The organism is Streptomyces sp. NBC_00873 (genome assembly GCF_045207415.1).
Lineage (GTDB): Bacteria > Actinomycetota > Actinomycetes > Streptomycetales > Streptomycetaceae > Streptomyces.
On sequence record NZ_CP108803.1, the window covers coordinates 9,056,563 to 9,080,577 of the forward strand.

The following is a 24,015-nucleotide window of genomic DNA, read 5'->3' on the forward strand; positions in this document are numbered from 1 at the left end:
AGCCACTGTCCCTACTGAGCCGACCGAGCAGGAGGATCAGATGTACGACACCGAAGAAGAGGACAGCAGGATGTCCGAGGAGACACCGGATCTTTCCCCGCACCACATCCCGCCGCTCCGGCTTGCCGGAATCGACGAGGACGACACCTGGGAGCCCCACGTCGTGCGCGGCATCGACTGACGTCCGCAGGGCAGCCGCAGCATGGGCGTCCTCGACCGGTCCGCGAGTGGACCTTGGCAGCCTCTGGAGGAAGCCGCGAGCGAAGGTGCAGAGGGGCGCTCATGAAACGGTTGTTGCGTGGTGGTCGGCAGGTGCTGGCGGACTACTGCATGCGCCCGCTGTGGCGATCCCTGGTGGTCTTCGGGTCCATTTACAGAGGCCCCACGGTCTTACACGAGCTGTCGGCGTCCTCGTCGGCCCCGCACGCCGAGGGTCCCTTCGCGCGGTACGCCCGAGGAGGGTCGCAGATGCCGGGGCCCGGAGGGCCGCCGCCCGCCCACCCCGAGCGACTGTGCGAGGACCTTCCGCTCTCCGAGGCGGAACGGCTGCTCGCCCGTGAGCTGTGGCCGACGGACGACACCGGACGGCGGGCTCCCGGCGGCTGACCACCGCTCGCCCACGACCACCTTCACCCGCGCACCGGCTGCGGCCGGGCGATCAGACGGTGGTGATGACCTCGTCGATGTCCAGGCGCGGGGAGCGCGGGAACCAGGCGTTCCCGCCCGGCTTGCCGATGTTGACGACCATCAGCGGGATGTGGTCGTCGTCCAGGAACTCCTTCTGGACGCCGGCGAAGTCGAAGCCGGTCATCGGGCCCGCGGCCAGGCCGGCGGCGCGGATGCCCAGGATGAAGTACGCGGCCTGCAGGGCGCCGTTGACCAGGGCGGACCGTTCACGGACCGGGCGCTGGGCGTAGATCACGTCCTTGGCTTGCGGGAAGCGCGGGAGCAGCCTGGGCAGTTCCTCGTGGAACTCGTTGTCCGCGGAGAGGATGGCGACCAGCGGCGCGGCGGCGGTCTTCCGGCGGTTGCCCTCGGCCATGTGCTGCACCAGACGTTCGCGGGCCTCGGGGGAGCGGACCAGGGTGATGCGCAGCGGGGACTGGTTGAACGCCGTCGGACCGTACTTGACCAGGTCGTAGATCGCCTGGATCTGCTCCTCGGTCACCGGCTCGTCGGTGAACGTGTTGGCGGTACGGGCCTCGCGGAACAGGAGGTCCTGAGCGGCGGCGTCAAGGACAAGCGACATGGGTGCAGCCTTCCTGGCAGGGGCGGCGGTGGGCGCGGACGAACCGCTGGCTCGCCGGGCCGCGTCCGGCGGGCTTCATGCGCTGCACGCCCTGTGTGCTCCGCCGAGCCGCGGTCTTCGAGCGGCCGGCCGCTAAGACCCCCAGAACGGTCTACGGGAGCGCGGGAACAAGGAGTTCTCTGGTTACCACTCGACCAGCGCGAAACCCGCTGCCATTCCGCCACCGAAGCCGGCTAGGAGGATCAGGTCGCCCGGGCGGAAAGCACTCGTGCGGGCAGCCGCGTCCAGGGTGATCGGGATCGAGGCGGCTCCCGTGTTGGCGTAGTGCGTCAGCGTCCGATGCAGGGTGGCGCGAGGGAGGGCCAACTCCGCGAAGACGGCGTCGAGCATGACGCCGTTGGCCTGATGCGGGACGAAGTGGCTGATGTCGTCGGGTACGACACCGGCCTCCTGGAGGAACTGCTTGGCCAGCTGCGGCAGATGGTCCGCGACGAAGCGACGCACCCCCTGTCCGTCCATCGCGAAGTACTGCAGGCCGGCCTCGAGGGCGTCCTGGTCCAGGGGCAGCCGGCTGCCGCCCGCGGGCACCTCTATCAGGCGCGACAGTTCGCCGAACGTGTGCAGCGCGACATGCCGGACGCGCGAGCCCTCGCCGCCCGGCCCCAGGACCAGCGCGCCGGCACCGTCCCCGAACAGGACGACCGTCTTGCGGTCGGCCCGGTTCAGGATGCGCGAGTACAGGTCCGCGCCGATGACCAGCGCATGGCCGCGCTGCCGCGCGAGCACGCCCTCGGCCGCCGAGAGCGCGAACACCCACCCGGAACAGACCGCGTTGACGTCGAATGCCGCCGCGCCGATCGCACCGAGGCGCTGCTGGACATAGGCGGCTGTGGGCGGCTGGGGCCGGTCCGGTGTGGAGGTGGCGACCACGATCACGGACAGCTGGTCGGCGGTGATGCCGGCCGACTCCAGTGCGGCATGCGCCGCGGCCGTGGCCAGATCGGAGGTGGCCTGGTGATCGGCGGCCCAGCGCCGTTCCCGGATCCCGGTCTTGCCGGTGATCCAGGCGTCGTCGACCCCGGCCGCCGCACCGGCCTCGTTATTGGAGACGACCCGGTCCGGCACATAGGCACCCGTACCGAGGATCCTGACGTCGCTCATGCGGCTGGCCTCCCCTCAAGTGGTGTGAAAATCGCTGTGCGAGAGGCCGGCGGCTGCGCGGCCCTGACTGACCCGTAGGTGGGGCAGCCCGAACGGAGCTGCCCACATGCCTGCGGGACCCGAAGGCCCTCACTCGTTCAAGATCACCCGACCGTGATCGCTGTCACCAACCTCCGTGGACAGAACATCTAGCGCTTCTCGTAGATGCGCTTGTGGTCGCTGAGCCCGGCCAGCCGGAAGAGCCCGGTGGTCTGCGACGGGGTGGGGTAGTCGCCGCCGTCGGCCGGGAAGGACCGTTCGTGCAGCTCGCGGTAGTCGGCGTAGCCGACCGGCGTGCGCCGGGCGATCGCCTCTCGGTGCGCTGCAGTCCGCAGGTGCTCCCGGTACCCGGGAACAACGGTGCCGGCGAAGAACTCGGCGACACTGCCGGAGCCGTAGCTGAGGAAACCCAGGGACCGGCCGGTCAGGTCGTCCGCCTGGTCGAGCAACGAGGCGAGGCCGAGGTACACCGACGCGGTGTAGCTGTTGCCGATCACGGCGTTGTAGGCCGTGGTCTGTCCGATGGCGCGCTCGACCGCGGCCTTGTCGGGGTCGAGCCCGCAGTAGTTCAGCAAGTGGCGGTGGGCCTTGTAGGCCATCTTCGTGAACGGCTGGTGATAGCAGAACGCGGCGAACTCCTCGAGCGAGCGGCCGCCCTGCTCGCCGTAGTCCTTCCAGCTGCCTTCCACCGCCTGCAGATACGCGGAGATGGACTCCTGCCCGTCGACCAGAGCGGCCTCGCGGTAGTTCGGCCGCCAGAAGTCCATGACGTCGGCGGTGAACAGGCCAGACGGTTCCTCGATACGCACCAGGGCGGGGTCCGCACCGACCAGCATGGCCACCGCGGCCGCGCCCTGGGTCGCCTCACCCGGGCTGTCCAGCTCGTACTTGGAAACGTCGCTCGCGACCACGAGGACCTGCTGAGCGGGGTCACGCCGTACGAGGCCGATGGCGAACTGCAGGGCCGCCGTCGCCCCGTAGCATGCTTGCTTCAGTTCGACGACCCGGCTGGCCGACGGCAGCCCGAGCAGTGAGTGCACGTACACACCGGCCGACTTCGCCTGGTCGATCGACGACTCCGTCGCGAACACGACCGTCCGTATCCGATTGGTCCCGTGCCGGGCGATGATGGGCGCCGCGGCGGCGGCGCCCATGGTCACGATGTCCTCGTCGGCGGCGGGCACACTCATCGACTGCTGGCCGATGCCCAGGTGGTACTTGCCGATCTCGGTGCCGTTGTACTCGGCGAGCACCGTGTGCGGCAGGACGAACTCGGTCGTCGCGAATGACAGATCGTGAATTCCGATCGCGGAATCGTTGGACATACCCTTATGCACCAACCTTTACTGTCTTGTCGTCGCGTTCCAACTGAACGTGTGCGCGCATGAGTTCACCGGGATTTGTTTGTGCCGCGAGGAGCGAGAGTTCACCGCACAGCACCGTCGCGGCCGCGATGACGGCGAGTCGGCGCGCGTTCTCTCCGGGTGCACGGTCGGTCCGGCAGCCGAGCCGGGCCAGATTCGTCTCCACGAACCCGAGCCCCTTGCCGTTGCCCACCGTGCCCACGATCAGGTTCGGCAGCGTGCAGGAGAAATAGAGGTCACCGTCCCGGTCCTCGGCCATGGTGACGCCCTGCGACCCTTCGATGATGTTGGCCGCGTCCTGGCCCGTCGCCAGGTAGAACCCGAGCAGCATGTTCGCGAAGTGGGCGTTCGCCGAGCGGATACCACCGGCGAGCAGGGTCCCGAGCAGGTTCTTGCGTATGTTCAGCTCGACTATCTTGGCAGCCGACGTGTGCAGTACGTCGGTGACCACGTCACGGGGCACGAGCAGCTCGGTGACCACGTTCTTACCGCGGCCGAGGATGCCGTTGATCGCGGTTGCCTTCTTGTCCGTGCAGTAGTTCCCCGAGATCGATCCGTAGGAGATTCCCGGGATGGTCTGCAGCAGGTGCTTCAGGAGCGCGTCGGACGCGAGCGTGACCATGTTGTGCCCGGACGCGTCGCCGGTGGAGAACTCGAACCGGATGAACAGCAGGTTGGCCGTGATCTCGTGCCGGATGCCGATCAGCTCGGCGAACCTGCTGCAGGTGCGCACCACGCCGCGAAGCTCGTCGATCCGCGCGTCGATGGTCCGCGCGGTCATGTGCGCGGTCTGCGCGTCCGTCGCCTCGACGAGCACCGACCGCGTCATCCGCTCGTCGACGAGAGTGGCGACGATGCCCTGCTCGGCCAGCATGGAGACCTTCGCCCCACGGCCCACCGACGGCCACAGCGGTGACTCGTAGGTGGCGAGTGGGACCTGGGTCTCGGTGGTGGCGACGTTCCCCGAGATGCGCAGGGGCCCCACCCACCTCATCGGGACACCCGCGATCGCGTGCGCGTCAGTCATCGTGTGTTTCCCGTCTTCTCGTGGAGGGCGTCGACGGAGCTGGAACGCTGGGCGAGTGGCCGTGTGTCGATGCCTCGGTCGGCGCAGAAGGAACGAAGGTCGTCATGGATCAGCAGATCGCAGCTCGTCAGGTCTGCGGGGGTACGCGCGCCGAGCATGGTCATCAGCGCCGCGAGCTGGTCGAGCCATGTCGAGATCTGCGTGATGAGCGCCGATACGCCGTCGTCGAGCAGGGTGCGGAGGAAGCCCCCGGACGCTCCGACGCCGGAGGCGCCGAGCGCCAGTGAGCGGGCGACGTCGAGCGGGTGGCGCACGCCGCCGGAGGCGAGCACAGGGATGCCGACGCCCTGCGCGTCCAAGAGGCAGGCGGCGGTGGACTGCCCCCAGCCGTGGAGGAAGGCGTAGTCGGCGAGCTCCCGTCGGCCGTTCTCGATGCGGGTGAAGTCCGTGCCGCCCCGGCCGCCGAGATCCGCCACCCGCACACCCAGGTCCTGCAGTGTCAGGACGGTCTGACAGCTCAGCCCGTTACCGACCTCCTTGACGATCACGGGGACGTCGACGTTCTTCGCGATCTTCTCGATCTGGGGGACCCAGGACGAGAACGACCGGTCGCCCTCCGGCATCACCGTTTCCTGCGCCGTGTTGATGTGGATCTGCAGGGCGTTGGCCTGCAGCAGGTCGACGGCTCGCCGCGCCTTGTCGACCGACGCCGTCGCGTTGACGTTCGCCATGACGAACCCGTCAGGGTTCTCCTGGCGCAATACCTGGAACGTGTCGGCGCACGAAGGGTCCTTGAAGTACGCGCTCATGGATCCCGACGCGATGGGCACCCCGGTCTCACGGGCGGCGATGGCCAGGTCCCGGTTGATGACGCCGGTTTTGACGCTGCCGCCTGTCATCGCGTTGATGTAGAGCGGTACCTGCCAGGTGATGTCGGCGAAGGTCGTGGCCAGGGACACGTCCGGCCGGTCGATGCCGGCCAGGGCGTGGTGGACGAACGACACCTCGTCGAACTGATTGCGTCCGCTGCGCTCGTGCTGCTGCTCGACAGCGAGCCGGACGTGGTCGTCCTTGCGTTGAGCGATCATTTCTCGTTCCCTTCCAGGGCGGGACGGATCGGCAGGGGCAGTACCCCGGCCGCTTCCCACCGTTGCCGTACGTGTGAGATCTCCCGCGACGCCTCGGCGTCCAGCAGGGCGATACCGCAGTCGCCGCCACCTGCCCCGGAGGGCTTGGCCGCGCCGCCGACGGCCTCGGCGGTGTCGCACAGTGCCGTCAGCTTGGCCGTGAAAATGCCGAGGCCGACCTCGTCGTCCAGGCGCGCCAGCTCCTGCCGGGCCCGGCGGATCTGCTGCAGCAGGTCCTGCCGGTCACCGGTCTCCAGGGCGGCGGCCGCGGCGCGCACACAGTCGGTGGTGGTTTCCACGAACCTCTGGTGGGACGCGGTGCCCCGCCAGGTCCGGCGGTGCAGGCCGGACACCAGGGAGGTGGTGGAGGCCGGCTCTCCGGTCCAGCCGACCTCGAAAGACAGGCCGTCGGGGGGCGGCAGCCGGCGCACCTCGAAACCCGGCCAGGGCGCGGCAAGCGTCCGGTCGACACCCAGGCGCCGGGCCAGGTCGAGCACGAAGGCCCTGTCGGGCGCCCGGTAGGCGATCCAACCGCCCCAGGTACTGGCGGCGAGATCACCGCCGGAGGCCTTGGCGTCGATCTGGGCGGTGGCGAGCAGGGCCAGGCGGTAACGGGCCTCGGGCGACAGCTTCAGCCCGCAGAAGGACGCCACGGCCGCAACCGTCGCCACGGTCACCGCGCCGCTCGAACCCAGCCCGTACTTCCTGCCGTCCTCGTGCAGGCGGCTGCCGACCGACAGGCTCAGCGCGGGCACCGGCAGGCCGCGTTCGGCCAGCAGCCGGCCCACGACCTCGATCGCCGACGCGACGTACGTCACTCCGCTGGGCGCACGCTGCTCGCCGTCCGTGCCGCACACGGCAAGCCGGCCGTCGTGCCAGCGCAGCCGCACCGGCTCAGGAGCGAGGTCGGAGCAGAGCACGACGTCGGACTTGCCGCAGCCGGAATCGGGGTCGGGGCCGGACACGGTGACGGTGACCTGCCGGTCGACCGCCACCAGGATCGCCGGGTTCCCGGGCTCCACCACCGCGTACTCGCCCACGACGAACAACTTGCCCGGCGCCTGCCGGACCACCGTGCGCGGCGGCGTCATCATCCGTCCTCGTTGAGCAGGCGGGCGCCTTGCCCCGGCCCGGCGATGACCACCGTGCCCTTGCGGGCGGCGCCGCGGACGGCCTCGGCCACCCGCTCCGCATCCGCGCGGTGGCACAGCACCTTCACGTTCGGCCCGGCGTCCATGGTCGCGTAGGCGGCCATTCCGTCCCGCCTGAGCTGTAGCACACGGTCGAGCACGGTGACCGTGGCCGGCGACAGGTACCGCACCGCGGGGCGCGCCGCCAGCATGGTCGCGTGCATGCCGAGCGCGTTGCGCTCCGCGATCTCTCCCACCGCCTGAAGGTCGCCGCGGCGCAGCGCCGCCCGTATGTCGGCCAGGTCGTCCTTGCTGGAGGCGGCCCACGGCCGGTACAGCGGCGAGGTGTCGACGGTCTGCCGCATGGCCTGCCGGCTGGAGACGGTTTTGGACCCCGCGTTGACCACGGCGATGACCAGCGCGGGGTCGATGTCCGCCGCGGGCACCGGCTCGGCGTAGGAGCTGATGTCCGCGTCCGCGGCCGTGCCGGTGTCCGAGCCGGCGTGCCAGAGGGCGAAGCCGCCGAAGATTGACCGCGACGCCGACCCGGACCCGCGCCGGGCCAGGCGGGACAGTGCGGTGGCGTCGAGATCGAGCCCGTACGCGGCGGCCGCGGCCACCGCGAGGGCGGCGAACCCGCTGGCGGAGGACGCCAGGCCCGCCCCGGTGGGGACGGTGTTCTGGCTGTCGACGACGGCCCGCTGGCCGAGCCCGGCCCTCTCGCGCACCAGCTTCAGGAACGCGGTGATGCGCCGCAGTGTCTCGCCCGTCGCGGGCACGCCGTTGAGCGTGGCCCGGTCGTGCCCGGCCTCGGGATCGAGCCGGACACGGGTGGTTGTGGGGAAGACGTCCAGGGTCATCGACAGGCTGTCGGTGACGGGAAGGACGAGGCGCTCATCGCGCTTGCCCCAGTACTTGATCAGCGCGATGTTCGGGTGCGCGACGGCGATGGCACTTCTGGCAGTGCCCTGCTGCAGCGGTCGCAGCACGGCGGTCGGGTGTTCACGGCGCATGGTTGTCGAGCCCCTTCAGCGATACGACCCACGTCTGTACGGCGCCGGCCTCGTGCAGCTGCCGGGTGACCTCCCGGGCCCGCTCCGGCCGGGTCAGCGCGATCACGCAGCCGCCCAGGCCACCCCCGGTGATCTTGGCTCCGAGGCCGCCCGCCCAGAGCGCGGCCTCGACCAGCGCGTCGATCCGGTTGGTGCTCAGGCCAGCCGCGCGCAGCAGATCGTGATAGTCCGTCAGCCGCGAGCCGAGTTCCTCCGGCTTGCCGTCGGCGAGGGCCTGCCGGGCCGCGTGGGTCAGGTCCGACGCCCGGCCCACGAACCTCTCCTGCGCCCCGGGATGGCACCTGAAGCCCTCACGCAGCAGCTCGACCGCTTCCTTGGTGCTGCCCGCGGCGCCGCTGTCGGCGATGATGAACAAGCCGTCCCAGCCGATGCTCAGTTCCTCGACCTTGCCGGCCTGGAACAGCAGCGGGGCGGACGCGCCGACGGCCCGGGCGTCGACGCCGCTGGCCCGGCCGTGCGCCATGTTCTCGGTCGTCTGCACCAGGTCGAACACCGTGCTCTCCGTCAGTTCGCGGCCGAAGAGATCGGCAAGGGCTAAGGCGATCGCACGCGAACCTGCCGCGCTGGAGCCGAGCCCCCGGCCGGGCGGGATCGCACTGTCGAGGAGCACGTCGAGGTGCGGCCCGCCCGTCACGCCCGTTCTCGCCTTGAATTCCGCGATCAGCCGGCGCAGGCCGTCGGAGGCCTGCGTCACCAGCGCCCGCGACGGAGTACCGGTCATCGTGTAGGACAAGTCGCCCTGGCTGTCGGAGGCGTGGGAAGACCACCCGGCGCTGGCCGTGACCGTGAGCTGCGGAATCGGCAGCGCGAGCGCCGGAGCGCCGTAGACGACTGCATGCTCCCCGAGCAGGATGGCCTTGGCATGGGCGCGGCCGATGCCGACTGAGCAGGCCCGGCGGCTTTCTGATACCCCCTCCGCTGAGGTCGGAAGAGTCAACGCACTCAGCTCCCTTTGTCTTTTCTGCATGGAGATCGCATGGTCATGGGGATCGCATCGTCCGGAGTTCTGAAACAAGGAATGAAGCAGGACGTCAGAAGCGGCCATGTCCGCACAAGCAGCGTGCCTGTGCGGACATGGCCGCTTCGGGAAAGACAGCGGGCCGTCACGCGGCGCCGCCCTGATGCGACAGCCCGGAGGGGTGCCGCGACGAGGGGCGCGAGACCATCATGTGATGCCGTGCCAGCCGGGCACCGGCGCAAAACACCCGGGCAAGCGGTTGACCGGATGCGGAAGGAAAACTGGTGCCGTACGCGCAGGGATCCGGTCCTTCGTGCGCAGACCGGCCGGGACGACACGCGATCCACTGCCGCGCAGCAACTTTTGGGCAGGGTAGACGTGGGTAGATAGTGACACGGGGGCTACGCGACGCCAACACCACGCCGAAGTGACCTGGGTCACGTCGGCGGGGCTGGCTCGTGGCATCGCACGGGACAGCACCTTCGAGCGGATGCCGCGGGCCGGGCGGGCGAACACGTCGGCGCGGCAGGCGACTTCGGCCGTCCGGTGCCGGCCGGCTCCGCCGCCGTCCGCGCCCCGGCGCGCCCGCCGGGGTCCGGGAGAACGGGGCCCGCAGCCGGGCGCTGGGACGCTTCCGGCCCGTCGGCCTGCACGATTCACCTGCCGTGCGACGGCGCCGGAAGCCCGCCCGTCGTCGCGCTCGTGGGCCGGCACACCGGCGGTCGCACCCGCTCCGCCTCCTGGCAAGGGCCGTCCCGGGTGCCCCGCGCCGCCCGGACAGCCCCCGGGGGCGCCCCACGGCCAGGGCGGCAGGGGGGGGCGGCTCGCAGGCCATCGGGCCCGGCCCGGCTGCCGCGGCCGGTGCCGCCTCGCCGCAGCCAGGGCGGGCCTTCACCGGTTCCGGCTCCGGGGCGCGCGGTCCTGGCCGTGCCGTCTGTTCTCGAGGCCGGGCGGGCGAGGCCGTCGCCGAGGCCCCGGGGGCAGCCTCAGTGCGGCGACGGTCTCCTCGGCGGGTCCGGCGGCGCTGCGGGCGGCATCGCGTGGGCGGGCGGCCCGCAGCCGACCGGGGTACGGCTGAGCCGGCCGAGGCCCACGGACAGGGCCTCGGCCGGCTCACCCGGCGGCGGTCAGCCGTTGGGCCGGCGCCTGGCGAGACGAACGCGTCAAGACGGCCCGGCCGGGCGCGCAGGGCCGGTACCCACGCCGCATCGCCGGGCCCGGACGGACGCCCGGGACGCCCCCGGGCCGCGGGCGGCGGTCAGTGGCCGGGCCCGGACCGAGAAGGCCGGGGGGCCACCGGCACGCTTCGACGACGGGCTCGGCCTGCTGGCCGAGGACGACGGCAAGGGCGCCTCGCACGAGCTGTACGAGGAGGGCGGCCGCGACGGTCAGGGCCACGGCCTGATCGGCATGTGCCGTGCCTGGCCTGCGGCTGGCTCCGACCGCTCGCAAAGTTCGGGTACGCCGGGTGTGTGGGGGAGGGCTTGCCGTCTCGGCCCGGCTGTTCGGGCGCTCCGGGTACTTCGGGCTCCGGCGCTCGGCCGGAGCGAGTGCCACGGTGCGGTGGGCCCTGCCCGCGGCGGGCGGCCAGAGGGCCGGGTCCTGTCGCCGCCGGTGTGTGTCCTGCCCGCCGGGTCAGGGCCGACGCTGCAGGGCGATCTCCGTGAGTTCCTCGATGTCGAACTCCGAGCGGCAGTGAGGCGCGCCGTAGCGGGTGACCTTCCCGCGGCTCACCCACTTGCGGATGGTCGCTTCGGACACCCCCACGGCGAGTGCGGCCACTTTCGTGGGGACGAGCCGGTGGCTCGGTGGCTTGGTCATGCGTTGACGCCCTTTCGCTGCCGCTCCATGAGTTTCCTGAGACCGAGCCACTCGCGCATCTCCCATGAATGCCCTGAAGAGCAGGTTATGCTGCTGTTTCCCGCACTTGCGCTGTTCTTCGGTGAAACACTGATCGTCCCGGAGCAGTTGTCCACGACGCACTTCCTGATGAGCGTCTGCAGATCACTCGGCTCGGGATCGATCGTCTGACGCAGTTCCACGACGAGACCCTCGATCTCGTCCGCGAATTCGACCGCCGGGGGCTGGGCGGCAAGCCACTCCATGTGCAGCGTGAGAAACCGCGCCAAGTGGGGCACGGTACGAGGCGGGGCAGTGGTGCCGAGCTTCTCCACGACCATGCCCGACCACGATTCGAGAATGGCGAGAATGTTGTGGCGGGCGTCGAGCACCGAGATATCCAAGTAGTCCCGCTTACGGCTTCCCGAAACCTTTGTCGGGTTCGTTCGCCTGGCGGTCGTCGGAGACACCTGGTGCAGGCACTCCTGGTGGAGACCGGGGAGTGCGCGCAGGCTGCGCCCCACCCGCCTGATGCAGGGAGCGCACAGGACGGACCCGGCGGCGGCTCGGCTGTCCTGAGTGTGGCCTCTGGGGCATGGGTGAGACTTCATCGAAGCTCCTTCATGAGGTGGCTCGCCCCCCGTGTGAATCGCGTGCATGTCCCGTGCCGGTCGCGGCAGTCAGCTCAGTGTTTCCTCTCCGTGGCTGATCGGGTCCGTAGAAGGACTTTGCATTCCGCTCTGTGTCCCGGGTCCGGTGCGGCGGTGCGCGCCCCGGCGAACAGACCAATTACCCGGCCGACGACTCGAGTCCCGATACAGCCTCGTTCGGGGCCTGCTTGCGAACGGCGGCTCAAGCCGGCTTCCAGGCGGAAGTGAGTCCTGGTTGAGCGCCTGCGCCGACGATGGCTGAGGAAGGAGGCACTGTGGACGGTACGCACGGAGGCGAACGCGCAGTAGGCGCCGCACTCCCCGCAGGGCGGCTCGTGGCGGCGGCCGCTCAGTTCCCCCCGGGTGATGCGCTGTCACCCGGGCGCCCGGACACCCGCCCATCCGCACCTCCGGCCGGGGACGGCACGGCCGCACACCTTCAGGTGTGCCTCGTCGGCGCCGGTCCCCGGGGCCTTTCCGTACTGGAACGGCTCTGTGCGCAGGAACGGAAGTCGCCCCGCTGGGACACCGTCACCGTGCACGTCGTCGACCCGGACCCGCCGGGCTCAGGGCGGGTGTGGCGCCCTGACCAGTCCCGGCACCTGCTGATGAACACCGTCGCCTCCCAGGTGACGATCTACATCGACTCCAGCGTCCGCATCGAAGGCCCGCTGGAGGAGGGGCCGAGCCTGTACGAGTGGGCCAAGGTCCTGGAGTCGGGCACGCTCGACACCGGCCCGCAGACCGCCCACGACGACGAGGTCCTCGCCGAGGCGCGCGGTCTGGGCCCCGACGCCTATCCCACCCGCGCGCTCTACGGCTGCTATCTGACCTGGGCGTTCCAGCGGGTCGTCGCGAAGGCCGCCGCGCACTTGACGGTGCGCACGTATCCCGTGCGGGCGGTCGCCCTCGAGGACGCCGGTGGCGCGGCCCGGCAGGCGGGGCCACAGACGGTCGTACTGGAGGACGGCACCCGGCTGACCGGCCTGTCCGCGGTCGTCCTCGCCCAGGGCCACGTCCCGGCCCAGCCCACCGACACGGAGCGGGAGCTGACCGACTTCGCCGCCCGGCGCGGGCTTGTGTACGTGGCCCCCGCCAACCCGGCCGACGTGGACCTGTCGGGCATCCGGCCCGGGCAGAGCGTGCTGCTGCGCGGGCTCGGGCTCAACTTCTTCGACTACATGGCACTGTTCACCCAGGGCCGGCGCGGCGTGTTCACCCGCGTCGGCGGCCGCCTGGTCTACCGGCCCTCGGGCCGCGAGCCGCGCCTGTACGCCGGCTCCCGGCGCGGTGTGCCCTACCAGGCACGCGGCGAGAACGAAAAGGGCGTCCACGGCCGCTACTTCCCCCGGCTCCTGACCGCCGGGCACATCGCGGCGCTGCGCGCCCGGGGCACCCGCGGCGCGGCCATCGACTTCGCCGCCGACCTGTGGCCGCTGATCTCCAAGGAAGTGTGCGGCGTCTACTACGCGGCCCTGCTCACGGCGCGCGGTGAAGACGCCGCGGCCGTCGAGGAGTTCACCGAGCGGTATCTGCACGCCGCACCGGGCCGGGCGGAGGACAGGCTTCTTGACGAGGCCGGGATCGGCGCGGCCGAGCGCTGGGACTGGCAGCGCGTCGCCCGCCCCTACGGCCCTGGCGCCCTGAGCAACCTGGCCGCCTTCCGCAGCTGGCTGCGCGGCCACCTCGACGACGACGTCCGCCTGGCCCGCCAGGGCAACGTCAGCGGACCGGTCAAGGCCGCCCTCGACGTCCTGCGGGACCTGCGCAACGAGGTGCGCCTCGCCGTCGACCACGCCGGCCTGACCGCCGCGTCCCACCGCGACGACCTCGATCGCTGGTACACACCGCTCAACGCCTATCTGTCCATCGGCCCGCCCGCGTCCCGCATCGAGGAGATGGCCGCGCTCATGGACGCCGGCATCCTCGACGTGACCGGCCCCGGGCTGAGCGTCACCGCCGACCCGCACGACCCGCTCGGCCCCTGTTTCACCGCTACGTCCAGCGAGATCCCGGGCGTGCGGGTGCGGGCCACGGTCCTCATCGAGGCCCGCCTGCCCGAGATCGACCTGCGGCGCACCGCGGACCCGCTGATGCGCCAGCTGCTGCGCACCGGGCAGTGCCGCCCGTACCGCATCCCCCGCCCGGCGGGCGGCCCCGGCGACGGCGGCGCGGGGGACGCCGACTACGAGACCGGGGGCCTGGCCGTGTCCGAGCGGCCCTACCACCTGATCGACGCCCACGGCGTGCCGCATCCCAGGCGCTTCGCCTACGGGGTGCCGACAGAATCCGTGCACTGGGTGACCGCCGCGGGCATCAGACCCGGCGTCGGCTCGGTCACCCTGGAGGACTCCGACGCCATCGCGGCGGCGGTCCTCGCCCTGCCCCCGGCACCCGCCGTGCCGGCAGCAACCGTCCACCGCCGCGGCGGCCCGCACAGCCGCCGCCCTGAGCGCGAAGGCAGACGCATGACCTCCCGCTACGAGCCCCCGGAACCCGCGGCCCTGCCCGCCCACCTGGACGCCGGGCTGCTCTCCCCGGTCCGGGCGGGCACCGACGTCGAGGCGGCCGTGGGCGATGGCGCCTGGCTGCAGGCGATGCTCGACGCGGAGGCGGCCCTGGCCCGAGCCCAGGCCCGCTGCGGCACGGTGCCCGCACACGCGGCCGAGGCCATCACGGCCGCCGCCCGCGCGGACCTGCTGGACGTGCGCGAGCTGGCGCTGGCCGCGCGGGAGACCGCGAACCCGGTCGTGGGGCTGGTCAAGGCGCTGACCGCGGTGGTCGCCCAGCGTTCCCCGCAGGCCGCCGAATATGTGCACCGCGGCTCCACCAGCCAGGACGTCTTCGACACCGGCGCGATGCTGGTGGCCGCCCGCGCGCTGCGCCTGATCGTCGCGGACCTGCACACCGTGGCCGCCGCGCTGGGCGACCTCGCGGCCGCGCACCGGGACACCGTGATGGCGGGCCGCACCCTCGCCCTGCACGCCGTCCCCACGACCTTCGGGCTGAAGGCGGCCGGGTGGCGCCAGCTGGTCCTGGACGCGGTCGAGCGCCTGGAGCGGATCGCCGACGGCGGGCTTCCGGTGGCGCTCGGCGGCGCGGCCGGAACACTGGCCGGTTATCTGCAGTACGCCGGTGAGGGCACCGATCCCGCGGCCGTACTCGACGGCCTCGGCGCCGCCTTCGCCGCCGAGACCGGGCTGTCCGCCCCCGTCCTGCCCTGGCACGTCCTGCGCACCCCCGTCGCCGACCTGGCGACCGCCCTCGCCCACACGGCCGGGGCCCTCGGCAAGATCGCCGCGGATGTGCTGGTGCTGGCCAGGACCGAGATCGGCGAGGTGGCCGAGCCCGCGGTCGCCGGGCGGGGCGCCTCCTCGGCGATGCCGCACAAGCGCAACCCCGTGCTCGCGACCCTGATCCGCTCCGCCGCCCTCCAAGTGCCCGCCCTGGCCACCGTACTGATGCAGTGCCTGTCCGCCGAGGACGAGCGCTCGGCCGGGGTGTGGCATGCCGAGTGGCAGCCGCTGCGCGAATGCCTGCGCCTGACCGGCGGCGCCGCGCACACGGCCGTCGAACTCGCGCAGGGACTCACCGTCCGCCCGGAACGGATGCGCGCCAACCTCCAGGCGACCGGCGGGCAGCTGGTCTCCGAGCGGGTCTCGGCCGTCCTGGCGCCGCGCATCGGCAAGACGGCCGCCAAGGAACTGCTGACCCAGGCCTCGCTCCTCGCCGCCCGGGCCGGCCGGCCGCTGGCCGACGTACTGGCCGAACTCCCGCAGCTGGCCGGCGTGCTGAACAGCGGCGAGGCGGCCGCCCTCCTCGACCCGGACGGTTACACCGGCGCCGCCGGTCCTTTGGTGGACCGGGCGCTCACCGAGCCGGGGTGCGTGCGGACCCCGGCGCCGTAACTGAGACCGGCCGGCAATTGGGGGGTGGCGTCACGGGGCTGGGGCACGTACCTCGCGGCGTTGTCGTCCATCACCATGTTCCCCGAGCTCTCGGCTTCGCTCGAGCAGGGGAGGCACCATTCGCCATGGCTCAATCCTCCGCCTTGCGATGCACGCACCCCAGCCCCGCTCCTTCACCCACCCCCCAATGGCCGGCCGGTCTGACAAGGACGGCTGGTGCGGGATGGGCGCGGCCCAGGGGTGGTCGTCATCTCGTTCGCGTTGTGCCCAGCCCCTTTCGCCGCGAGGCAGACGTGCGTTCGAGGTCGCCCGCCGGCGGGAAGCTCCGCCGGCGGCATCCGGGCGACGGATCACGGCCGGGGCTGCGAGGCCCCGCCGGTCCCCGCACCGGCGGCGGGCTGGACTCGGCCGAGACCCACCGCTTCTTGCCGCCCCCGCGCGATCCCGCTCGAGTTCTCCTCGTGACTGCCTCGAAGGCCACTCGAACTCCCGCCCTCGACGGGCCGAATTCCCTCGTGCGGGTGGCCACGCCCCGCATGATGCAAGCACAACCCACTGGGAAGGCAGGTAAGTTGAGTCTGAACGCGGGTGTTATCGACGGGGGTGACGGCCACGGCCACGCCGTGATCATCGGCTCGGGCATCGCCGGGCTCACCGCGGCGCGGGCCCTGGCCAACTTCATGGACCGGGTCACCGTGATCGAGCGCGACTGGGTGCCACGCGGACCCGCGCGGCGCCGGGGCGTGCCCCAGGCGCGGCACACGCACAGCCTCATGACAGCTGCCCAGCAGGGCCTGGAGCAGTTGTTTCCCGGCATAGGCCAGGACCTGACCGGCGCCGGAGCGGTGCGCGTCCGCATGCCCGAGGACATGCTGCTGCTCGGCCCGGGCGGCTGGCTGCCCCGGTTCGACTCGGACCTGTCGATGCTGAGCGCTAGCCGCGATCTGATCGACGCGGTGATGCGCGACCGGCTGCTCGCCGACTCCAAGGTGACCTTTTTGCAGGAGCACGAGGTCGTCTCCCTGCAGCCCGGCCGCCACGACACCGTCACCGGCGTATGGGTGCGCGGGCGGGACCGGAAGGCGACCGACGGATGGGCTGCCCGGCGCCTGATATCCGCCGACTTCGTGGTCGATGCCACCGGACGCGGCTCGTGCGCCCCCCAATGGCTTGCCGAACTCGGTTACGAGCCGCCCAGGGAAACGGTGGCCGATGCCCGTACCAGGTACACCACCGTCGTGTTCGCACCGCCCATCGGCCATGTCGCCGACTGGAAGAGCCTGTTACTCATGGCTTCGGCCGAAAATCCGGTGCAGGGCATGCTCAATCCCATCGAGGGCGGCCGCTGGTCGGTGTCGATCTGTACCAGTGACGACAAGCGATCACCCGCCGACCACGAGGGGCTGCTGCGCGCGGCGGGCGCCCTGCGTCACCCGCTGCTGCGCGACGTCATCGAGTCCGCCACCCCGCTCGGCCCGATCTACGGCAGCGGCCGGACCGAGAACCGCTGGCGTCATTACGAGAAGCTGCGCCGCTGGCCCGACCAGTTCATCGTCGTCGGCGACGCCCTCGCCGCCCTCGACCCGGCCCACGGTCAGGGCATGACGATCGCGGTGCAGTCCGCCCTCGTCCTCGATCACATGCTGACCAGTCACGGCACAGCGGTCGGCCTGGGCTACCGGCTGCGCCGGGCCCTTGCCCACCGCCTGGCCCCCGCCTGGCACATGAGCACCCGCAATCTGCGCGTGGCGAAGGCGGGCCAAGAGCCGCGTGCCGGAGTGCGCACCCGGCTCAGCAGGCGGTACGCGGACCGGATCGCGGCAGCTGCGACCACCGATCCGTACGCGGCGACGCTGCTGCTCGAACTGCTGCAGACGGCTGCCGAGCCCGCCGCGGCGCTGCGGCCGGGCGCGCTGCGGGCCGCGCTCCGCGGCCCGCGCGGCCCGGCCCAGGCGACGCCGCCCAGCACCACCCACGGCCAGGACGCGCTCCGGCGCCGCTCCGTCGCGCCGGACGCATCTGCCGCCGGGGTCTCCACCGGCTCTGCCGGGCGCAGACCCACCACGGGGTCCTCGGCACAGTGGCCTGCCGCGGCGCCCGCCGGTGACCGGCGGCGGCCGTGAGTGCCGCGCTCCGGAACGCGCGGCAGGTTGTAGCCGGTCGCGAGCCGCGCTGAGCGCGGGCCTATGCTTTCCGTGTGACAAGAGTGGATCAACTAGCAATTTTGCAGGAGCAGTTGAGCGAAAGGCGGGCACCATGCACGGCCAACGAGGCCGGGAAGCATGGCCAGTTATTCACGGAGATGGCCGATGCGCACCCCACTGACTCGCAACTCGCTCAAGAAACAGTCGAGTTAGGCTTGAGATTCGGCTTGAAGTCGGTTGTTCGTTCGAGTCGCGCGTCGATAGCGTTCCATCTGCTCCAGGGCACGGGCCCGCTTGTGCCGCGGCAGGCCGCCCCCACCACCGACCGTTCGCTGGCCGGACCGGGTGTGCCTGTGACAACCGAGCGGCGAGGGGAGGGCGCGCGGGTATGAGCACGACCGAAACAGCGCCGCAGGGTACGCGCACCGAGACGCCGAAGGGCGAGCGCATCGCCGATTGGGCGGACGAGCGGCTCGGGATCTACAACTTCCGGTTCCTGATCCGCAAGGTGTTTCCCGAGCACTGGTCGTTCATGTTCGGCGAGATAGCGCTCTACAGCTTCATCGTGCTGATTCTCACCGGGACCTGGCTCACCTTCTTCTTCGAGCCGACCATGGCCGAGACCGTCTACCACGGCCCGTACGGCCCGCTCGAGGGCGTGCGGATGTCGGGGGCCTACGCCTCCACAGTGGAGATCAGCTTGGAGGTGCGCGGCGGCCTGTTCATCCGCCAGCTGCACCACTGGTCGGCCCTGGTCATGATCGGTGCGCTCTGCCTGCACACGCTGCGGCATTTCCTCACCGGCTCGTTCCGCAAACCGCGTGAGGTCAACTGGCTGATCGGCTTCGTGATGCTTGTCCTGGTGAGCCTGGAGGGCTTTTTCGGGTACGCGCTTCCCGACGACCTGCTCTCCGGCACCGGTATGCGCATCACCTCGGGCATCACGCTCGCCGTCCCGCTGGTCGGCACCTATGTGCACATGCTCGCGTTCGGCGGCGAGTTCCCGGGCCACGACCTCGTGCCCCGGGTCTACAGCCTGCACATCCTGCTGATCCCAGCACTCGTGTTCATCCTGCTCACCGTCCACCTGATCCTGGTCTTCTACCACAAGCACACCCAGTTCCGGGGCCCGGGCCGCACCGAGAAGAACGTCGTCGGTGAGCCCCTTGTGCCGAACTACACGGCCAAGGCCGGCGGCTTCTTCTTCCTGGTCTCCGGGGTGCTCGCGCTGCTGGCGGGCATCGCGCAGATCAACCCGGTGTGGATGTACGGTCCCTACCGCGCCGACCAGATCTCCCAGGGATCCCAGCCGGACTGGTACATGGGTTTCCTCGAAGGCGCGCTGCGGGCCTTCCCGGCCTGGGAGTTCACCATCTGGGGCGGCTACACCATCAATCTCGGCATCGTGGTCCCGGCCGTCATCCTGCCCACGGTGATGGCTGGCGTGATCGCTCTCTGGCCGTTCCTGGAGGCCTGGGTCACCGGGGACAAAAGGGAGCACCATCTCCTCGACCGGCCGCGCGACCACCCCACGCGGACCGCGTTCGGCTGCGCGTTCGTCGCCCTTTACCTGGTGCTGTTCTTCGGCGGCGCCAACGACATCCTGGCCGAGCGTTTTCATCTGTCCCTGAACTCGATCACATGGGTGATACGGATCGGGGTCTTCCTCGTCCCGGCGCTGACCTACGTCATCACCCGACGGATCTGCCTGGGCCTGCAGCGCAGGGACCGCGACAAGCTCCTGCACGGCCGCGAGACCGGAAAGATCCAAAGGCTGCCGCACGGCGAGTTCGTCGAGATGCACGAGCGCCTCGACCGCGGACAGGAGTACGCGCTGCTGGCCAGGGAGTCCTACGAGCCGCTGCCGGCGCCCGCGACGGAACGCAACGGCGTGCCCAATCCCAAGGCCCGCAAGGAGGTGCTGCGCTACCGGCTCAGCCGCTGGCTGTACGGCAACCAGATCGCCAAGCCGACCCCGCAGGAGATGGAGCAGGCCCTGGAACACTTCGGCCACTCGGCCAACGGGCACGGCTCGGCAGACGGGCACCTGGAAATCGGCGCCCAGCGCGCGCCCAAGGAGCGAGAGCCGGACCAGGACGTGCACTGACCCGGCGGCCCACAGCCGAAAACCGGGCCAGGGACGGCGGCGCGGGTGATCAGAGGACGGTCACCCGCGCCGCCGCCGTTGCACCGCCCGCGGCCCGCCGTTCGGCCTTCTGCCGTTCCACTGTCCACCGTCCGCTGTTCCACCGCCCGCCGTCACTCCGGCGGTGCACGGCACACGGCAGCCATCCGTGACCCGACGACCGTACGGCGCCGTAGCGGCCCGCCGCCCCGCGGCACGGCCGCCCAGTAGGTGAACGTCCGCACCGCACGGGATCCTTCGTCCAACCGGCAGGGTCCAGCCCCCTTTTTTTCCGGTTCCGGCGCCGTGCCGGAGTGTCCACGGAGGCCCGATGAACACCACTCCATGGCGCCGGGATGCTGCCCGGGCCGAGTCCATCACCCGGGCGCGCACCGGCCTGACGCGGGACCTGCGCGGCCGTCAGCGCCGCTACCTCGCAGCCATGCTGGTGCGCAGCGCCTGTGTGGTGGTGATGGCCGTCACCTGGAACCGCTGGCCCGCCCTCGCGGTCTGCGCGCTGGTCGGCGCGGGTGGCATTCCCTACGTCGCCGTGGTGGTGGCGCAGGCCGGGTGGCGCCAGCACCGGGGCGCGCGGCCTGCGCTGGCACGGGTGAACGAAGAGCCCGCCGCCCGCGTCGTCCTCGAACCCACCCTGATCCTGCCGCCGGAACACAACACGGCGGACTGACCCGGCACTTCACTGCACACCGGCGACCCCACGACCTCGGCTGACGTGACTCACGTCACTTTGAGGTGCTCTTGGCGCGAAGATGCCAACCGTGTCACTATTTCAGCACGCCTACCCTGCCCGAAACCCGCCGTGTGGCCGTGGATTGAGTGCCGCGTCCACCGGCCCGTACCGGCGAGACCGAGTCCGTGTCAGGTGTGTGGCGCTGCACCCGGGCGGTACCGTCCGAACGCTCGTGGGACGTTGAGCGGCGAGCGGCGGACTTCACCAACACCTCATCCAGGCCTTCTTGTTGCAGGGCTTTGCGTGCAGGTTCCCGGACGGCGTTGAACCGCCTGCCCGTGCGCGCCAGGAGACGGCAGGCCCGCACGCCGGCGCCGGCCGATGAGCATCCCGGCCTGCCGCGCAGCCGGTTCCGGTCCCACCGGGCGTGACCCGCCGTGCCCTGTCCACCCGTCACCACCACGGCCCCCTGTGCGGTGGCCGTTCTGTGTGCTGGGCAAAAGCGGCCGGTAAAAGGCTCCGGACGCTGTGCACAAAAAGAATCTTCACGTACCGAAGGCAGACTCTAGAGAAAGAAGATTCCAGATATGCCGAGGCTATGCAAGCCCGCGGTGAGCACGCCGGAATATGTCATCACGATGGAAGAGACTCTGGAATTCGCCGAGAGAGTCCACGGTGGAAAGCCTCAGCTTCCTTTAGCGCTTCGACTGATTCGGAACACGGGGGTGCAGAAGCGGCATATTGTGCAGCCCATCGAGAAGACGCTCACCCACCCGGGCCTGACGGAACGCAACCGCATCTATGAGCTCGAGTCCAAGAAGCGGTGCCCGGAGGTCATCGAACGAGCCCTGGAAAACGCCGACGTGGTGGAACGGGACATCGACGCGATCATATATGTATCGTGCACCGGGTTTCTGATGCCGTCGCTGACGGCATGGCTGATCAACAAGCTCGGATTCCGGTCCGACACCCGCCAGATCCCCATCGCACAGCTGGGATGCGCGGCGGGCGGCGCGGCGATCAACCGGGCCCACGACTTCTGCCTGGCCCACCCCGGCAGCAACGTTCTGATCGTGGCGTGCGAGCTGTGCTCGCTGTGCTACCAGCCCGATGCGGACGACATCGGTTCGCTGCTGTCCGACGGGCTGTTCGGTGACGCGGTCGCGGCCGCTGTGGTGCGGGGGACCGGGGGCGTCGGCATCGAGCTGGAGCGCAATGCCTCCTACCTCATCCCGAACACCGAGGAGTGGATCGCCTACTCCGTGCGGGACACCGGCTTCCACTTCCAGCTGGACCGCCGGGTGCCCGGGACGATGGAACCGCTGGCCCCGGTGCTGCGGGAGTTCGCCAAGGACCACAGCTGGGATGCCGGCAACCTCGACTTCTACATCGTCCACGCCGGCGGCCCCCGGATCCTGGACGACCTCGCGAAGTTCCTCAACGTCGACCGCAAGGTGTTCCGCCACAGCTGGGCGACCCTGACCGAGTACGGGAACATCGCCAGCGCCGTCGTACTCGACGCGGCGCGCCGCCTGTTCGAGGAGGACACCCCGGCAACCGACGCCACCGGTCTGATCGCGGGCTTCGGTCCCGGCATCACCGCGGAAATGGCGCTGGGCCGGTGGACTGTCGATGCTCCGGCCGAACCGGGCAACGCCGCATGACCGGCCTCATCGTCCCGCCCGCCGGGGGCCGGAAGCTGATCACCAAGGCGCAGGAAGTGACCTTCAAGGCCACCAAGGAGCAGGGCTCTTCCGTGTCGATCTTCGAGGTGGTCGTGCCGCCCGGATTCGACGTCGGGGCGCACGTCCACAACGATTCCCAGGAATTTTTCTACGTCCTGGAAGGGGAGCTTCAGCTCCTGGCGTTCGAGCCGGCCAAGCGCACCGAGAACTCCTGGCACGACTGGGAGTCGACCGACGGAGACCGGGTCGTCAGCGCGACCGAGGGCGCCTGCATGTTCGTTCCCCCGGGGACCCCGCACGCCTTCAGGAACGCCTCGAACGAACCGGCGCGCATGCTGTTCCAGTGCTATCCGTCGCCCTATCACGAGTACTACTTCGAGGAGATCGCGGAAATCTGGCAGGCCGGCGGGCCGGTGGACGCCGAGGCCGTGGAGCAGATGCGCCGGCGTTATGACGTCCATCAGCTCACACCGCTGCGCTACGAACCCCCCGCTCTCCTTCCATCCCAGTCGGCAACGAAGCGCGGAGCGTGAGCGACATGAGCACGATGGACACGATTGACCTGGTGCAAGCGAGCCTGGGCGAACAGGAACTGGCCGCTGTCGCCGAGGTGTTCGCCTCGGGCTGGCCCGCCGGCCAGGGCCCGAAGGGCAAGGCGCTGGAAGCCCAGCTGAAGGAGCGTTACGGCGCCGGTGACGTGGTGGCGGTGAGCAACTGCGGCGCCGCGCTCCACCTGGCCATGCTCGCGCTCGGCGTCAAGCCGGGCGACGAAGTCATCGTCGCCGACTACACCTTCCCCGCCCCCGCCCATGCGGTGCGCTACGTCGGCGCCGTCCCGGTCTTCGCCGACGTGCGCGCCGACACCGGCACCATCGACCCGCAGGCGGTGGCGGACCTGATCGGCCCGCGGACCGTGGGCGTGATCGCCGTCGACACGGTCGGCATGCCCGCGGACTACGCGCAGCTGCAGACGCTCGCCGACTGCCACGGGCTGTTCGTCGTCGAGGACGCCGCCTGCGCGGTCGGCGCGACCTACCAGGGACGCGAGGCGGGCGCTCTGGCCGAGGTGGCCTGTCTGTCCTTCCACGGACGCAAGGGTGCCACCAGCGGTGAGGGCGGGGCCCTGATCGCCGCCGACCCGGCCGTCGCGGCGGACGCCAGGCTGCGCTCGTCCTTCGGCATCGGCAGCATCTTCGACCAGGCGCAGGTCGTCGGCCTGCCGATCCCGGAGTTCACCGAGATCGGGTACAACTTCAAGCTGTCCGACATCGCCGCGGCGATCCTGCAGGTGCAGATAGGCCGGATCGGCGAGCTGCTGGAGCGCCGCCGCGCCGTCGCGGCCCGCTACGCCGACCTGCTCGCCGGCGAGGAACTCCTCACCCTGCCGCAGGTGCCCGAGGACCGCACCCACGCCTGGCAGTCCTACATGGTGACGCTGGGTGAGAGCGTGGACCGGGCGGCGGTGGCCAAGGACCTGCGCGCCCAGGGCATCGGCTGCGGGCACGGCACCTGGGCGACGCACGTCCAGCCGGTGTTCGAGTCGAAGCAGACCTGCCCGGTCTCGGCGGACCTCTTCCGCCGCAATCTCGCCATCCCCATGCACGCCGAGCTGAGCCAGGGCCAGGTCGAACGGGTCGCGCAGGTCCTGCGGACCGCGCTGCGGACCCACACGTCGTCCACCCGGCGGGCCGCATAGAAGTACCCGCGCCCCTCCCGGGCCTCGTCACCGCCGGCTCGGCCAGGAGTCGAGCGGTCCTTGAGGAGTTGTCCGTACGCCCCCGGAGCCCGCACGGAACCCGGTGGCGTCGGCCGGCTCGGCCACGGATCCCGCACAGTGCGCCGTTG

19 protein-coding genes and 2 pseudogenes are annotated in these 24,015 nt (G+C 70.9%); 11 read left to right on the forward strand and 10 right to left on the reverse strand.

All coding sequences use genetic code 11. From position 1 onward, the window contains the following. Window positions 1–40 precede the first annotated feature (40 nt). Complete coding sequence (locus OH809_RS42135) at window positions 41–181, forward strand: hypothetical protein (protein WP_406415611.1); 141 nt, start codon at window positions 41–43, stop codon at window positions 179–181. A 149-nt stretch (window positions 182–330) separates the two neighbouring features. Beyond that, on the forward strand, window positions 331–606 hold the full coding sequence (locus tag OH809_RS42140; protein ID WP_406425440.1) for a DUF6059 family protein: 276 nt from the start codon (window positions 331–333) through the stop codon (window positions 604–606). 52 nt (window positions 607–658) lie between these two features. Here OH809_RS42140 and OH809_RS42145 read toward each other — a convergent pair whose 3' ends face one another. The 10 genes from OH809_RS42145 to OH809_RS42190 all read right to left on the reverse strand — a co-directional run bounded on the left by OH809_RS42145 (window position 659) and on the right by OH809_RS42190 (window position 11,359). Continuing rightward, complete coding sequence (locus tag OH809_RS42145) at window positions 659–1,249, reverse strand: malonic semialdehyde reductase (protein WP_406415607.1); 591 nt, start codon at window positions 1,247–1,249, stop codon at window positions 659–661. 183 nt (window positions 1,250–1,432) lie between these two features. Next, the gene (locus OH809_RS42150) at window positions 1,433–2,410 is read right to left on the reverse strand and encodes a 3-oxoacyl-ACP synthase III family protein (protein WP_406415605.1); all 978 of its coding nucleotides are present in this window, start codon (window positions 2,408–2,410) and stop codon (window positions 1,433–1,435) included. 188 nt (window positions 2,411–2,598) lie between these two features. After that, on the reverse strand, window positions 2,599–3,774 hold the full coding sequence (locus OH809_RS42155; protein ID WP_406415603.1) for a hydroxymethylglutaryl-CoA synthase: 1,176 nt from the start codon (window positions 3,772–3,774) through the stop codon (window positions 2,599–2,601). A 4-nt stretch (window positions 3,775–3,778) separates the two neighbouring features. Next, window positions 3,779–4,840 carry a hydroxymethylglutaryl-CoA reductase gene (locus OH809_RS42160; protein WP_406415602.1) on the reverse strand — a complete coding sequence of 354 codons (1,062 nt, stop codon included), beginning with the start codon at window positions 4,838–4,840 and terminating at the stop codon, window positions 3,779–3,781. Continuing rightward, window positions 4,837–5,928, reverse strand: a complete 1,092-nt coding sequence (gene fni, locus OH809_RS42165) for a type 2 isopentenyl-diphosphate Delta-isomerase (RefSeq protein WP_406415600.1) — start codon at window positions 5,926–5,928, stop codon at window positions 4,837–4,839. The genes OH809_RS42160 and fni overlap by 4 nt, the downstream gene beginning before the upstream one ends. Continuing rightward, window positions 5,925–7,058: a phosphomevalonate kinase gene (locus OH809_RS42170; RefSeq protein WP_406415598.1), complete on the reverse strand. Its 1,134-nt coding sequence runs from the start codon at window positions 7,056–7,058 to the stop codon at window positions 5,925–5,927. The genes fni and OH809_RS42170 overlap by 4 nt, the downstream gene beginning before the upstream one ends. Then, window positions 7,058–8,110 carry a diphosphomevalonate decarboxylase gene (mvaD, locus tag OH809_RS42175; protein WP_406415597.1) on the reverse strand — a complete coding sequence of 351 codons (1,053 nt, stop codon included), beginning with the start codon at window positions 8,108–8,110 and terminating at the stop codon, window positions 7,058–7,060. Before mvaD ends, OH809_RS42170 begins: the two co-directional genes overlap by 1 nt. Beyond that, window positions 8,100–9,107: a mevalonate kinase gene (gene mvk / locus OH809_RS42180; protein WP_406415595.1), complete on the reverse strand. Its 1,008-nt coding sequence runs from the start codon at window positions 9,105–9,107 to the stop codon at window positions 8,100–8,102. The genes mvaD and mvk overlap by 11 nt, the downstream gene beginning before the upstream one ends. Window positions 9,108–10,763: 1,656 nt before the next feature. After that, window positions 10,764–10,949: a hypothetical protein gene (locus OH809_RS42185; RefSeq protein WP_406415593.1), complete on the reverse strand. Its 186-nt coding sequence runs from the start codon at window positions 10,947–10,949 to the stop codon at window positions 10,764–10,766. Next, window positions 10,946–11,359, reverse strand: a complete 414-nt coding sequence (locus OH809_RS42190; RefSeq protein WP_406415591.1) for a hypothetical protein — start codon at window positions 11,357–11,359, stop codon at window positions 10,946–10,948. Before OH809_RS42190 ends, OH809_RS42185 begins: the two co-directional genes overlap by 4 nt. Before the next feature lie 701 nt (window positions 11,360–12,060). Here OH809_RS42190 and OH809_RS42195 point away from each other — a divergent pair. The 9 genes and pseudogenes from OH809_RS42195 to OH809_RS42235 form a co-directional block, all read left to right on the forward strand. Beyond that, window positions 12,061–14,016: pseudogene (locus OH809_RS42195) on the forward strand (FAD/NAD(P)-binding protein); the annotation flags it as partial. A 210-nt stretch (window positions 14,017–14,226) separates the two neighbouring features. Next, a pseudogene (locus tag OH809_RS42200) lies at window positions 14,227–15,147 on the forward strand (lyase family protein); the annotation flags it as partial. Between the two features lie 78 nt (window positions 15,148–15,225). After that, window positions 15,226–15,525: a hypothetical protein gene (locus tag OH809_RS42205; RefSeq protein ID WP_406425442.1), complete on the forward strand. Its 300-nt coding sequence runs from the start codon at window positions 15,226–15,228 to the stop codon at window positions 15,523–15,525. Between the two features lie 572 nt (window positions 15,526–16,097). Further along, on the forward strand, window positions 16,098–17,648 hold the full coding sequence (locus OH809_RS42210; RefSeq protein WP_406415590.1) for an FAD-dependent oxidoreductase: 1,551 nt from the start codon (window positions 16,098–16,100) through the stop codon (window positions 17,646–17,648). Between the two features lie 409 nt (window positions 17,649–18,057). Then, entirely contained in the window at window positions 18,058–19,776 is a 1,719-nt protein-coding gene (locus tag OH809_RS42215; protein ID WP_406415588.1) for a cytochrome bc complex cytochrome b subunit, read from the forward strand. Between the two features lie 349 nt (window positions 19,777–20,125). Then, window positions 20,126–20,482 carry a DUF3099 domain-containing protein gene (locus OH809_RS42220; protein WP_406514820.1) on the forward strand — a complete coding sequence of 119 codons (357 nt, stop codon included), beginning with the start codon at window positions 20,126–20,128 and terminating at the stop codon, window positions 20,480–20,482. Window positions 20,483–21,072: 590 nt separating this feature from the next. Then, on the forward strand, window positions 21,073–22,149 hold the full coding sequence (locus OH809_RS42225) for a type III polyketide synthase (protein WP_406415584.1): 1,077 nt from the start codon (window positions 21,073–21,075) through the stop codon (window positions 22,147–22,149). Then, window positions 22,146–22,703 carry a cupin domain-containing protein gene (locus tag OH809_RS42230; RefSeq protein ID WP_406415582.1) on the forward strand — a complete coding sequence of 186 codons (558 nt, stop codon included), beginning with the start codon at window positions 22,146–22,148 and terminating at the stop codon, window positions 22,701–22,703. Before OH809_RS42225 ends, OH809_RS42230 begins: the two co-directional genes overlap by 4 nt. Before the next feature lie 14 nt (window positions 22,704–22,717). Next, window positions 22,718–23,866 (forward strand): DegT/DnrJ/EryC1/StrS family aminotransferase, encoded by a 1,149-nt coding sequence (locus tag OH809_RS42235; RefSeq protein ID WP_406424654.1) that lies wholly within the window; start codon window positions 22,718–22,720, stop codon window positions 23,864–23,866. The last annotated feature ends 149 nt before the right edge of the window (window positions 23,867–24,015 follow it).